The 12,756-nt window shown below is 56.5% G+C and carries 15 protein-coding genes and 1 pseudogene; 10 read left to right on the forward strand and 6 right to left on the reverse strand.

Annotated features, from left to right (window positions below; translation table 11 throughout):
• The first annotated feature begins 78 nt into the window (after positions 1 to 78).
• The 9 genes from rsfS to lipA all read left to right on the forward strand — a co-directional run bounded on the left by rsfS (position 79) and on the right by lipA (position 8,609).
• Positions 79 to 396, forward strand: coding sequence for a ribosome silencing factor (rsfS, locus tag MHZ89_RS04550; RefSeq protein WP_120451391.1), 318 nt, complete (start codon positions 79 to 81; stop codon positions 394 to 396).
• Positions 397 to 399: 3 nt separating this feature from the next.
• On the forward strand, positions 400 to 870 hold the full coding sequence (gene rlmH, locus MHZ89_RS04555) for a 23S rRNA (pseudouridine(1915)-N(3))-methyltransferase RlmH (protein WP_081139401.1): 471 nt from the start codon (positions 400 to 402) through the stop codon (positions 868 to 870).
• Positions 871 to 904: 34 nt separating this feature from the next.
• On the forward strand, positions 905 to 2,809 hold the full coding sequence (gene mrdA / locus MHZ89_RS04560; protein WP_311782011.1) for a peptidoglycan DD-transpeptidase MrdA: 1,905 nt from the start codon (positions 905 to 907) through the stop codon (positions 2,807 to 2,809).
• A gap of 8 nt (positions 2,810 to 2,817) precedes the next feature.
• Positions 2,818 to 3,930, forward strand: coding sequence for a peptidoglycan glycosyltransferase MrdB (gene mrdB / locus MHZ89_RS04565; protein WP_048783134.1), 1,113 nt, complete (start codon positions 2,818 to 2,820; stop codon positions 3,928 to 3,930).
• Between the two features lie 10 nt (positions 3,931 to 3,940).
• Positions 3,941 to 5,032, forward strand: coding sequence for an endolytic peptidoglycan transglycosylase RlpA (gene rlpA, locus MHZ89_RS04570; protein ID WP_311782012.1), 1,092 nt, complete (start codon positions 3,941 to 3,943; stop codon positions 5,030 to 5,032).
• A 125-nt stretch (positions 5,033 to 5,157) separates the two neighbouring features.
• Positions 5,158 to 6,369, forward strand: a complete 1,212-nt coding sequence (gene dacA / locus MHZ89_RS04575) for a D-alanyl-D-alanine carboxypeptidase DacA (protein ID WP_120451386.1) — start codon at positions 5,158 to 5,160, stop codon at positions 6,367 to 6,369.
• A gap of 100 nt (positions 6,370 to 6,469) precedes the next feature.
• Positions 6,470 to 6,733, forward strand: coding sequence for a DUF493 family protein YbeD (gene ybeD, locus MHZ89_RS04580; protein ID WP_033751835.1), 264 nt, complete (start codon positions 6,470 to 6,472; stop codon positions 6,731 to 6,733).
• A gap of 81 nt (positions 6,734 to 6,814) precedes the next feature.
• Positions 6,815 to 7,474 carry a lipoyl(octanoyl) transferase LipB gene (lipB, locus tag MHZ89_RS04585; protein ID WP_311782013.1) on the forward strand — a complete coding sequence of 220 codons (660 nt, stop codon included), beginning with the start codon at positions 6,815 to 6,817 and terminating at the stop codon, positions 7,472 to 7,474.
• Positions 7,475 to 7,643: 169 nt separating this feature from the next.
• Positions 7,644 to 8,609, forward strand: coding sequence for a lipoyl synthase (gene lipA / locus MHZ89_RS04590; RefSeq protein ID WP_120451382.1), 966 nt, complete (start codon positions 7,644 to 7,646; stop codon positions 8,607 to 8,609).
• A 106-nt stretch (positions 8,610 to 8,715) separates the two neighbouring features.
• Here the strand turns inward: lipA and tatE are convergent, their stop codons facing one another.
• The 6 genes and pseudogenes from tatE to pagP form a co-directional block, all read right to left on the reverse strand.
• Positions 8,716 to 8,919 (reverse strand): twin-arginine translocase subunit TatE, encoded by a 204-nt coding sequence (tatE, locus tag MHZ89_RS04595; protein WP_033751842.1) that lies wholly within the window; start codon positions 8,917 to 8,919, stop codon positions 8,716 to 8,718.
• 104 nt (positions 8,920 to 9,023) lie between these two features.
• Positions 9,024 to 9,272 (reverse strand): annotated as a pseudogene (locus MHZ89_RS04600) (ectoine/hydroxyectoine ABC transporter ATP-binding protein EhuA); the annotation flags it as partial.
• Between the two features lie 59 nt (positions 9,273 to 9,331).
• The gene (locus tag MHZ89_RS04605) at positions 9,332 to 10,126 is read right to left on the reverse strand and encodes a deaminated glutathione amidase (protein WP_311782260.1); all 795 of its coding nucleotides are present in this window, start codon (positions 10,124 to 10,126) and stop codon (positions 9,332 to 9,334) included.
• A 146-nt stretch (positions 10,127 to 10,272) separates the two neighbouring features.
• Positions 10,273 to 10,698 carry a GNAT family N-acetyltransferase gene (locus MHZ89_RS04610; protein WP_311782014.1) on the reverse strand — a complete coding sequence of 142 codons (426 nt, stop codon included), beginning with the start codon at positions 10,696 to 10,698 and terminating at the stop codon, positions 10,273 to 10,275.
• Between the two features lie 355 nt (positions 10,699 to 11,053).
• Positions 11,054 to 11,263: a transcription antiterminator/RNA stability regulator CspE gene (gene cspE, locus MHZ89_RS04615; RefSeq protein WP_033751857.1), complete on the reverse strand. Its 210-nt coding sequence runs from the start codon at positions 11,261 to 11,263 to the stop codon at positions 11,054 to 11,056.
• A 150-nt stretch (positions 11,264 to 11,413) separates the two neighbouring features.
• Entirely contained in the window at positions 11,414 to 11,986 is a 573-nt protein-coding gene (gene pagP, locus MHZ89_RS04620) for a lipid IV(A) palmitoyltransferase PagP (RefSeq protein WP_409373214.1), read from the reverse strand.
• A 384-nt stretch (positions 11,987 to 12,370) separates the two neighbouring features.
• Between pagP and MHZ89_RS04625 the strand changes: the two genes are divergently transcribed.
• Positions 12,371 to 12,583: a hypothetical protein gene (locus MHZ89_RS04625; RefSeq protein ID WP_311782015.1), complete on the forward strand. Its 213-nt coding sequence runs from the start codon at positions 12,371 to 12,373 to the stop codon at positions 12,581 to 12,583.
• The last annotated feature ends 173 nt before the right edge of the window (positions 12,584 to 12,756 follow it).

The raw sequence follows: 12,756 nt of genomic DNA on the forward strand, positions 1-12,756 counted from the left end.
ACTGCGCGGCTTAATTTTTTGGCTGCCTTATCGGGGCCAGCAGCCGGCCCGCTACTATCCGTATTAAAGGGGAACCTTTTGCAAGGCAAAGCACTCCAAGAGTTCGTTATTGATAAGATTGATGATCTTAAAGGTCAGGACATCGTCGCACTCAACGTTCAGGGTAAATCCAGCATCACCGACTGCATGATCATCTGCACCGGCACCTCGACGCGTCATGTCTCTTCGATCGCCGATCATGTGGTGCAGGAATCGCGCGCCGCAGGCTTGATCCCGCTCGGCGTAGAAGGCAAAAATGCCGCTGACTGGGTGGTGGTCGATCTGGGCGACGTCATTGTGCACGTTATGCAGGAAGAGAGCCGCCAGCTTTATGAGCTGGAAAAACTCTGGAGCTGACGCGTGAAACTGCAGCTTGTGGCCGTTGGCACTAAGATGCCCGACTGGGTGCAAACCGGCTTCACTGAATATCTGCGTCGTTTTCCCAAAGATATGCCGCTGGAGCTGGTAGAAGTCCCTGCGGGAAAACGCGGTAAAAACGCCGATATCAAGCGCATCCTGGAAAAAGAAGGCGAGGCGATGCTGGCCGCAACCGGCAAGGGCAACCGCATCGTCACGCTGGATATCCCAGGTCAGCCGTGGGAAACGCCCCAGCTCGCTCAGCAGCTGGAGCGCTGGAAACAGGACGGCCGCGACGTTAGCCTGTTGATTGGCGGCCCGGAAGGGTTATCGCCCGCCTGCAAAGCCGCAGCTGAGCAGAGCTGGTCGCTTTCTGCGTTGACGCTGCCTCATCCGCTGGTGCGCGTGCTGGTCGCCGAAAGCCTTTATCGCGCCTGGAGCATCACCGCCAATCATCCTTATCATCGTGAATAAACGGTAAGGCAAACCCCGACATTTTAAGTAGCGGATGAAATTACAAAGCAACGCCTTTCGCGATTACAGTGCCGAACAGAAACTCTTTGTCCGTCGGGCATTAATTGCGTTCTTCGGAATTCTGGTGCTTTCCAGCGTGCTGGTGGTCAATCTTTACCACCTGCAGATTCTGCGCTTTGAAGATTACAGTACCCGCTCTAACGAAAACCGCATCAAGCTGGTGCCGGTGGCGCCAAGCCGCGGCATTATCTACGACCGCAACGGCACCGCCCTGGCGCTTAACCGCACCATCTATCAGGCGGAGCTGGTGCCGGAGAAGGTCGATAATCTCAAGCAAACGCTGCAGGATCTGCGCCCGGTGCTTGATATTACCGACGAAGATCTCGACGCCTTTGATAAAGAGCGCAAGCGCTCGCGTCGCTTTACCTCTATTCCCGTCAAAGTCGGCCTTAACGATGTGCAGGTGGCGCGCTTCGCCGTCAACCAGTACCGATTCCCCGGCGTCGAGGTGAAAGGCTATCAGCGTCGCTACTACCCCTACGGCCCTACCCTGACCCACGTCGTCGGCTACGTCTCCAAGATTAACGACCGCGATGTGGCGCGCCTCGATAAAGAGGGCAAATGGCCGAACTACGCCGCGACGCACGATATCGGCAAGCTCGGCATCGAAAGCTACTACGAAGATGTGCTGCACGGCATTACCGGCTATGAAGAGGTCGAGGTGAACAACCGCGGCCGCGTGATCCGCCAGCTGCATGAGCAGTCGCCGCAGGCGGGACGCGACATCTGGCTGACCATCGATCTTAAACTTCAGCAATATATCGAAACGCTGCTGGCTGGCAGCCGCGCCGCGGTGGTGGTCAGCGATCCGCGCACCGGCGAGATCCTGGCGATGGTCTCCACACCCAGTTACGATCCGAATCTTTTTGTCGACGGCATTTCAGGTAAAGATTATCGCGCGCTGCTTAACGACGAAAACCGCCCGCTCTATAACCGCGCCATCCAGGCCTCTTATCCGCCTGCCTCGACGGTGAAACCCTATGTGGCGGTCTCCGCGCTTAGCGCTGGCGTAATCAACCGCAACACCAGCCTGTTCGACCCAGGCTGGTGGCAGCTGCCTGGCTCGGAAAAGCGCTACCGCGACTGGAAAAAATGGGGCCACGGCCGCCTTAACGTGACCAAATCGCTGGAGGAGTCGGCGGACACCTTCTTCTATCAGGTGGCGTATGACATGGGCATCGATCGCCTGTCGGAGTGGATGAACAAATTCGGCTACGGCCACCGCACCGGTATCGATCTGCCGCAGGAGAGCGCTGGCAATATGCCGACGCGCGAATGGAAGATGAAACGCTTTAAAAAGCCGTGGTATCAGGGCGACACCATCCCGGTCGGTATCGGCCAAGGCTACTGGACCGCGACGCCGCTGCAGATGAATAAGGCACTGATGATCCTGATTAACGACGGCGTGATAAAAGTGCCGCACCTGCTGCGCGCCACGCGCGAGGGACGCACCATGGTGCCATGGCGTCAGCCGCCGGGCGAGCCGATTGGCGATGTTCACTCCGGCTACTGGGAGATCGCTAAAGACGGTATGTATGGCGTGGCGAACCGCGCCAACGGCACAGCGCATAAAAGCTTTGCCGACGCGCCCTATAAAATCGCTGCCAAATCCGGTACCGCGCAGGTCTTTGGTCTGAAAGAGAACGAAACCTATAACGCGCACAAGATTGCCGAGCGTCTGCGCGATCACAAGCTGATGACCGCGTTCGCTCCCTATGATAAACCGCGCGTCGCCGTCACGATGATTCTGGAGAATGGCGGCGCAGGCCCGGCAGTCGGTACGGTGATGAGACAGATTCTCGACCACATTATGCTGGGCGACAACAATACGGCTCTGCCGGACGCGGCTCCTACCCCGCCCGGCTATGAAGGTGAATAACGATGTCGATGAACGATAGTCCGCAGAAAAGATCGATCTGGACGCGTATCCACATCGACCCGCTGTTTATGCTGGTGATTCTGGCGCTGCTCGCTTACAGCGCTATTGTGATCTGGAGCGCCAGCGGACAGGATCCGGGCATGATGGAGCGTAAAATCGGCCAGATTGCGATGGGTCTGGTGATGATGCTGGTTCTGGCGCAGGTGCCGCCGCGCGTCTATGAGGGCTGGGCGCCCTATCTCTATATTATCTGCGTGATACTGCTGATTGCGGTAGACGCCTTCGGCCATATCAGTAAAGGGGCGCAGCGCTGGCTCGACCTCGGCGTGGTGCGCTTTCAGCCTTCGGAGATCGCCAAAATCGCTGTGCCGCTGATGGTGGCGCGCTTTATCAACCGCGACGTTTGTCCGCCGACGTTAAAGAATACCGGCATCGCGCTGATCCTGATTTTTATGCCGACGCTGCTGGTCGCGGCGCAGCCTGACCTCGGCACCGCCATTCTGATTGCCGCCTCCGGGCTGTTCGTGCTGTTTCTTTCCGGCATGAGCTGGAAGCTGATTGGCGTGGCGGTGCTGCTGGTAGCAGCCTTTATTCCCGTACTCTGGTTCTTTCTGATGCATGACTATCAGCGCGACCGCGTGATGATGCTGCTCGATCCCGAAAGCGATCCGCTTGGCGCGGGCTACCATATTATTCAGTCTAAAATCGCCATCGGCTCCGGCGGGCTGCGCGGCAAGGGGTGGCTACACGGCACCCAGTCACAGCTGGAGTTTTTGCCGGAGCGCCACACCGACTTTATCTTCGCCGTCCTCGCCGAGGAGCTGGGCCTGGTGGGCGTGCTAATCCTGCTGGTACTCTATCTGCTGCTGATCCTGCGCGGCCTGGTGATCGCCGCGCGCGCTCAGACCACCTTTGGCCGCGTGATGGCGGGCGGATTAATGTTGATTTTGTTCGTTTATGTTTTCGTTAATATCGGCATGGTAAGTGGTATCTTACCGGTGGTTGGCGTACCTCTGCCGCTGGTCAGCTACGGCGGCTCGGCGCTCATCGTGCTTATGGCGGGATTTGGCATTGTGATGTCGATCCATACTCACAGAAAAATGTTATCTAAAAGCGTTTAAGAGGCTGCACATGCGTAAGGAATGGCCTGCCGTTGCTCTGGCACTACTGGTTTTGACCGCCTGTACTACCACACCGGAATCGCAAAACACCGCGCCGCCGCAACCGGCCTATAATGGCCCGGTAGTGGAAATTCCGGGCGTTGAACCGAAATATGAGCCCATTAATCCCGGCACCAGTCAGGATTACAGCGCGAACGGCAAGTCTTACCGTATCGTCAAAGATCCCTCTAACTTCAGCGAAGTGGGATTAGCCACCTGGTACGGCGACGAGGCGCAGGGCAAGCGCACCGCAACAGGCGAAAGCTGCGATCCCGACGCGCTGAGCGCGGCGCATCCTACGCTGCCGTTGCCCAGCTATGTGCGTGTGACCAACCTCGCCAACGGTCGCCAGATCGTGGTACGCGTCAACGATCGCGGCCCTTATATGCCGGGACGCATTATCGACCTGTCGCGCGCGGCGGGCGATCGTCTTAACATCACCAATAATACCCGCGTGCGCGTGGATTACATTAAGGTCGCGCCCGACGGCACGCTCTCCGGGCCCGGCACTATCGGCACCACCGTGGCGAAGCAGAGCTATGCCCTGCCCGCCCGGCCCGATCTTGGCGGCAATGGCGTGATGAACGGCGCCAGTGAACCTGCCGCCGCGCCGGTGCCTGCGCAGGATATTCGCGCCGTAGACAACAGCACGCTGCAGGGCGATGGCAATATGGGCGCGCCCGTCCGCAGCAGCGGCTTCCTCGGCGCGCCTCAGCCGCTGCCGAACGGCGTGCTGGAGAGTAGCGAGCCTGAACCGCAGCCTGTCGCCGCGCCCGCCGCTGCCGTAGCCGTAGCCGCGGCGCCTGCTGCCAGCAGCGCGACCGCACAGCCTGCTGGCAGCTTCGTGGTGCAGGTTGGCGCGATTAACGACGCTGCGCGCGCACAGCAGATGGCGCAAAGCCTGGGACAAAAGTATGGCGTGCGCGGCACCGTCGAGGATGCCGGCAACAACGTTTATCGCATTCAGCTCGGCAGTTTTAAAAACCGCGCCGACGCCGCTGCGCTGCAGCAGCGCCTGAGCGCTAATGGCCAGGCTTCATTTATCACCAGCGCGCGTCGCTGAGCCGCCGCCGCGCTGGACATCTCTGTTAACAACAGAATGCCGAAGCAAGATGCCTGTAAAACAGGCATTTGCTATGATGAGCCACTTTTTTTTAACCTTAACTCACGGATGTTGTAGTCCATAACATGAACACGCTGAAACCCTCTCGTTTCCTGAAACGCCTGACAGTGGGATCACTGGTCGCTTTCTCGCTCAGCCACGTAGCCTTTGCTGATGACGTCAACCTCAAAACGATGATCCCGGGCGTGCCGGATATCGATGCCGAAGCCTATGTGCTGATCGACTACAACTCGGGTAAGGTACTGGCCGAGAAGAACGCTGACGCCCGTCGCGATCCCGCCAGCCTGACCAAAATGATGACCAGCTATGTGATTGGTCAGGCGGTCAAAGCGGGCAAGATCCATCAGGACGATGTCGTTACCGTCGGCAAAGACGCATGGGCGACCGGTAACCCGGTATTCAAAGGCTCGTCGCTGATGTTCCTGAAGCCTGGCGATCGCGTACCGGTTTCGCAGCTGACGCGCGGCATCGTACTGCAGTCCGGCAACGACGCCTGCGTGGCAATGGCGGATTATGTCGCTGGCAGCCAGGACGCTTTTGTCGGCCTGATGAACAACTACGTCAAGGCGCTGGGCCTGCAGAACACCCATTTCCAGACGGTGCATGGCCTGGATGCGGACGGACAGTACAGCTCGGCGCGCGATATGGCGCTGATCGGTCAGGCGCTGATCCGCGACGTGCCGGACGAATATTCAGTTTATAAAGAGAAAGAGTTCACCTTTAACAATATCCGCCAGACTAACCGTAACGGTTTGCTGTGGGATACCAGCCTTAACGTAGACGGCATCAAAACCGGCCATACGGAAGCGGCAGGCTATAACATCGTCTCTTCCGCGACCGAAGGCCAGATGCGTCTGATCTCAGCCGTACTGGGCGGTCGTACCTTTAAAGGACGCGAAGTAGAGAGCAAAAAACTGCTCACCTGGGGTTTCCGCTTCTTTGAAACCGTGGCGCCGCTGAAGGCGGGCAAAGAGTTCGCTTCTGAGCCGGTCTGGTTCGGTAACAGCGATCGCGTACAGCTGGGCGTAGAGAAAGACGCCTACCTGACGATTCCGCGCGGCCGTATGAAAGATCTGAAAGCGAGCTATGTGCTGAACAACACTGAACTGCACGCCCCGCTGCAGAAAAACCAGGTTGTAGGCAGCATCAACTTCCAGCTCGACGGCAAAACCGTGGAACAGCGTCCGCTGGTGGTGCTGAACGAAGTACAGGAAGGCGGTTTCTTCAGCCGCATCATCGATTACATCAAGCTGATGTTCCACCACTGGTTCGGCTAACCGGCCTGGCGGTTGAAAAATCGCCACGTCGTCGCCATAACTACGTTATGATAATGCTCCCGCTTCGGCGGGAGCCTGTTTTTTATGCACCGGAGTCAATATGAAAACCAAACTGAATGAACTGCTCGAATTCCCTACCCCTTTTACCTATAAAGTGATGGGTCTGGCGCAACCGGAGCTGGTTGATCAAGTGGTTGAAGTGGTGCAACGCCATGCGCCCGGCGATTACTCGCCCGACGTAAAGCCAAGCAGCAAAGGCAACTACCACTCGGTGTCGATCACCATTAACGCCACGCATATCGAACAGGTGGAAACCCTGTATGAAGAGCTGGGCAATATCGATATCGTGCGCATGGTGCTGTAAGTGCCGGCGTCGGCAAAGTGTCTTGGTCTTGCCCTTTGCCGACGTTATACTCAGCTTTTCTTCCTGAACCGGACCGCCGTTTTGTCAGCAGATACGCTTCTTATCCGCAAGCTGGGCCAGCGCGACTGGCAACCCGTCTCCGATGCCATGCATCAGTTCACCGATCGCCGTAACAGCGACAGCCGCGACGAAGTCTGGCTGGTAGAGCATCACGCCGTATTCACCCAGGGCCAGGCAGGCAAGGCCGAGCATCTGCTGATGCCGGGCGATATCCCGGTCGTGCAGAGCGATCGCGGCGGCCAGGTGACCTATCACGGCCCAGGCCAGCAGGTGATGTACGTGCTGATTGACGTAAAGCGCCGCAAGATCGGCGTGCGTCAGCTGGTTACCGCGCTGGAAGAGACGGTCATTAATACGCTGGCGCATTTCGGCGTCGAGGCGCGCGCGCGTCCCGATGCGCCAGGCGTCTATGTCGGCGAAGAGAAAATTTGCTCGCTCGGCCTGCGTATTCGCAAAGGCTGCTCGTTTCACGGCCTGGCGCTCAACGTGGCGATGGATTTAACGCCCTTTCTGCGCATCAATCCCTGCGGCTATGCCGGAATGCGAATGACGCAGCTCAGCGCCTTTCAGCCTGGCGTCACGCCTGAAGACGTACAGCCGCTGCTGATCGCGGCCTTCGCGCGCCTGCTGGGCTTTACGGAAGTCGAGTGGCTGGCGGCAGAAAACGCGCCGCTGCCTTAACCGCGCATGCGAATTTACAAAATTGTAACTTTTCCCGCCGCTCTACGGCTGCTTATGCCAGGCGGAACTGATATAATTTTTGAAATTTTATCAAATAAAGTTGAAAGCTTTACCGCTGGCCTGAAGCCGAAAGCTCTCATTACGCAATCCGACCGGAACCTGCAGACTTATGAGTAAACCAATTCAGATGGAACGCGGCGTCAAATATCGTGACGCAGATAAAATGGCGCTGATCCCGGTGAAAACCGTCGTGACTGAACGCCAGGAGCTGTTACGCAAGCCCGAATGGATGAAAATCAAGCTGCCTGCGGATTCCAGCCGAATCCAGGGCATCAAAGCGGCGATGCGTAAAAACGGCCTGCACTCCGTATGCGAAGAGGCCTCCTGCCCTAACCTGGCCGAATGCTTCAACCACGGCACCGCGACGTTTATGATCCTCGGCGCCATCTGTACCCGCCGCTGCCCGTTCTGCGATGTGGCGCACGGTCGTCCTAACGCGCCGGACGCTGGCGAGCCGCTGAAGCTGGCCCAGACCATCGCCGATATGGCGCTGCGCTATGTGGTTATTACCTCAGTAGACCGCGACGATTTGCGAGATGGCGGCGCACAGCACTTCGCCGACTGCATTACGGCTATCCGCGAAAAGAGTCCGTCGATTAAAATCGAAACGCTGGTGCCCGATTTCCGCGGTCGTATGGATCGCGCGCTGGAGATCCTCAACGCCACGCCGCCAGACGTCTTCAACCACAACCTGGAGAACGTGCCGCGCGTCTACCGTCAGGTACGTCCGGGCGCGAACTATGAGTGGTCGCTGAAGCTGCTGGAGCGTTTTAAAGAAGCGCACCCGGAGATCCCGACTAAATCGGGTCTGATGGTAGGTCTGGGCGAAACTAATGCGGAAATTATCGAAGTCATGCGCGACCTGCGCCGTCACGGCGTCACCATGCTGACGCTGGGCCAGTATCTGCAGCCGAGCCGCCACCACTTGCCGGTTCAGCGTTACGTCAGCCCTGCCGAGTTCGATGAAATGAAAGAAGAAGCGCTGGCGATGGGCTTTACCCATGCCGCATGCGGTCCCTTTGTACGCTCTTCCTACCATGCGGATATGCAGGCGAAAGGCCTGGAAGTGAAATAAACCGGGCGGCTTTATCACGCGCAATAAAAAACCAGACGTTAAAAGGTCTGGTTTTTTTATGTCCGTGAGAAATAAATAGTTACATCTATTCTCTGGCAGTCAGCTTTTACTCTTTGTGAGTAACGCGCTCTGCCGGAACATCTTCAGCCGTTGTTTTGGTTGCGGTGGGTTCTTCATCTTTCATGGCTTTTTTGAAGCCTTTGATTGCGGAGCCCAGATCGCCACCCAGTGAACGTAACTTGTTGGTGCCAAAAAGCAGTACGATGAGCGCACCGATGATCAGCAGTTTGGCAATACTGATACCTTCCATACTTTACCTTTCAACCTAAGCGAAAAATGAACAGTGCTATTTACGCGCAGAACGGCGCCAACCTCAACTAGATTCTGTAACAGAGTAAGATCGTATACGCCTCGTTAAAGGAAACGGCTCAGAAACGCCTGCGTGCGCGGATGCTGCGGTCGGGCGATCACCTGTTCGGGCGGGCCCTGCTCCACGACTACGCCGCCATCCATAAACACCACTCGATCGGCCGCTTCGCGGGCGAAACCGATCTCATGAGTCACTACGATCATGGTCAGTCCCTGATCCGCCAGGGTACGCATGGTGGCCAGCACTTCGCCCACCAGCTCCGGGTCAAGCGCTGAAGTCGGCTCGTCGCTCAGGCCAGGCGCCAGCAGGCTGGTGGTTGCACTCTTTTCACCATGGTTTCTCTCAGGCGTTATTATTCTGTTTTAAGTTCCGGGCGGGCAAAGCGGCGGTTCTCCAGAACCGGCAGTACGCTGCGCGCATAGGCGATGCGTTGCGGATCGAGGTCAGCAAAGACCAGCGCGGCCGATTCCGGCGCTTTGGCGATGGCGACGCCTAGCGGATCGATTATCAGGCTATTGCCGATGTTGCGCGGGCCACACTCGCCCACCGCCACCATATAGCAGGTGTTTTCCAGCGCGCGCGCCGTGGTGAGTAGCTCCCAGTGCATCTCTTTCAGCGGGCCTTTCACCCAGGCGGCGGGAAGCACCAGCACCTCGGCGCCGTCCAGCGCCAGACGTCGCGCCAGCTCCGGAAAGCGCACGTCATAGCAGGTCATCAGCCCCACCTTCATGCCTGCCACCTCAATCAGCGGAGGAATAGCATGGCCGGGATTAACGCGCTGTGACTCCTGCATGGCGAAGGCATCGTACAGATGCAGTTTTTCATAGGCGGCGATGATTTCGCCATTGCGCAGCGCAACCAGCACGTTGAGCGCCTTGCCGCCCTCGGTCGGGACATGAATGCTCATCATGGTGGTGAGTGCGCTACCCTGGCTTTTCGCCAGTAGCTGCGTCAGAAAGGGGCCATCCAGCGGCTGGGCGGCCTTCAGCACCCAATCCGGGTCGGCAATATCGCGCGCTAACACCGCTTCCGGCAGCACCAGCAGATCGGCGCCGCCCGCTTCGGCGCGCGCCATCAAATCGAGGCAAACAGCCGCGTTTTCCTGCCATTCACAGCTGACCGCAAACTGTCCCATCGCTACTTTCATCATACTTTCCCCTTACTGGCCGCCAGGAGAACGCTGCCGGCTGGGGCCGTCGCAGTTTATCCGCGTCAGCATCGCCTGCCTGCAGGAGGCGCAGGTGGAGATGCTGGCCAGCGCGCTGGCTATTGCTGCCGGACGTGAGCTGAGACTCAGCTCAGACCTTTAATATGGTAGCGCGGCGACTCGACATAGCCTTCGCGCATGTAAAATTGATTCGCCTTTAAGCGCGATGCGTGACAGTGCACTTCCATGCGATCGCATCCGCGCTGCGCCGCCATCGCTTCGGCGTGCTGTAACAGCTGCTGTCCAACCCCTTTGCTGCGCTCCCCTTCAGCGATGCAAAAGTAGCTGATGCGAGCGAAGTCGCCCGCCAGCGCCAGCTGCGGAATAAAATGCATCGACAGGAATCCCAGCACCTGCGTCCCATGCTCCGCCACCAGCAGCATTTCGTCGGGGTCGCTGCTGAGCTGGGCAAGGCGCTTATCGATAAAGCTTTCAGTGCCGCCGTAGCCTAATTCCGCCAGCAGCGCGCTGAGCGCAAAGCTGTCTTTCGCCTGTGCCAGACGTATGTTCATCCTGTCTCCTCAAGTAGATAGAACTGCCGCTCTGTTATATAGCGTAGGCGGGAAAAAAGCTGCAAGTAAGGGTTGTTATAATAATGTTACAAGGCTTTTATGTGACTGACGCCGCAGGTTCGTTAAGCAGAGCAATCTGTCACAGAAGATTAAGGCTGCGTTAATCTTTCCCTGCGAATCTGAAGCTGTGAGCCTGGTCGGGAGAGAACGCCATGAAAATGATGATACCGCGAAGCCTGGAGGAAGCGATGGCGCTGTTGCTGGCGCTGGGTAGCGTAGTGGGCGGCTTGTACAGCTTTTTGCAGCCATAAAAAAACCCGCCATGCGGCGGGTTTTTGAAATTCTGACTGTTAACTTACAGGCTGATAACGTTAGCAGCAGATGGGCCTTTGGCGCCTTCGGTGATTTCAAACTCTACGCGCTGACCTTCAGCCAGAGTTTTAAAACCGTTGCTCTGGATAGCAGAGAAGTGTACGAACACGTCTTTGCTGCCATCTTCTGGAGTAATGAAACCGAATCCTTTGGATTCATTAAACCACTTAACGTTACCTTTAATCTTGGACATCTATATTACCTTTACATGAAAAATGGACACTAAACTGTGTCGGCGTCTAGTACAGCAATTGCAGTGACATTTGTCCAGTGAGAATTGATGAAAAAGTGATAAATATCGCCTTTTTTCTCTTACTCCCGCTTTCCTGCCACCATCAAAAATTTAAAACTGAAACCTCAGCCAGGCGAAGAAGACGTTGCCGTTGTTGTAAGTCCCTGGAATATAGGTCATCTGAAAATTCAGCGGGCCATATCCCACCGAAGCCAGCGGCAGCAGCGCAGGAACAGGGATATAATTCCAGTTATGACGCGCCGTCACGCCTGCGGTATAGCCTGCCCCCAGATGAAAGCGCTGGTCGCTTAACGGACGCCAGGTCGCTTCCCAGCCATAGCCGCTAAAAGGCTCCCATTTATTAAACGAATCTTTAAACGCCATCAGATAGAGGCCGTGCCAGTTGCCTTTTTCGTCATAACGGGAGATCCCCCCGCCCGCGCCCCAGGGCCGCTCATTGTAGCGATTGATATGCTCGTCGTCGTAGGTCCAGCGGTTATGCCAGGTAATGGCAGGCAGATAAAAATCTTTATTCTGCGGCTGCTCCCAGGTCTGCTGCACATTATTGCTGAAGGTGTTCCAGCCACTTTCAACGCTCTGCGTCAGGGTCGCGGCATGGAGTGAAAAGGAGAAAATAAACGCAGAGCACGTTCCGGCAACGGGACTCAAAAAAGACCGGTTCACAACTGTTTTCCTGTACAAATCGACGGCGGTTTGCCCGGCTTGCTCCTTTCAGGTCGCGCGCATCGTAGGTGAGTAAAATCCTGTGTCATAGACGCAATTATGCTCAACCGAAACCAAACACAGGCAAAACAGCGAGAGAAAACGCGTGTTTTCTGGCGCATCAGCCCAGGCTGTTAACAACTTCCCAATGCCTTTTCAGGTGGATTCCGGCATATCGCAGCGCCCCAAAATCACTTATCTTAACAATAACGCTATGCAACAGTTAAAAAGTTAACCATACCTCTCAAAAGATAACGCGCATTAATTGTTTAGGATTTTTGATAAATAAAAGGGCGGGGTTTGTTAGAATAGCGCCTGTTCGTTTCAGGCAATGAGAGCATTGATATGGTGATGAAGATTCGCTGCACCGCCTGCGGCAGCGCAAAGTTTACTTTTACCGATGATCCTTTCGCAGAACCGGCGCTTCATGGCGCACGCTGCGCCAGCTGCAACAAGCGCCTGACCGCGCAAGATTTGTTGCCGAATACGCCGATTGATCCCATTACGCGCTGTCTGGTTTCGCAGATGAAAAAGAAGGATACGAGCAAGGGCACCTGAGCGGTGCCCCCGTTGATTCAGAAGATTAACTTAAATACACCAGTCAGCGTCAGTAACCCTACGATGAAGATAATGGCGATAATCCACAAAATTATTTTCATATCCATATTCCTTTGCCAGTAAAAAACCTTACAGGATAAGAGTATAGCTTATCGCTGCGTTTTTGCCGGTCT

The organism is Pantoea sp. ACRSB (assembly GCF_022346905.1).
Classification (GTDB): domain Bacteria; phylum Pseudomonadota; class Gammaproteobacteria; order Enterobacterales; family Enterobacteriaceae; genus Pantoea; species Pantoea piersonii.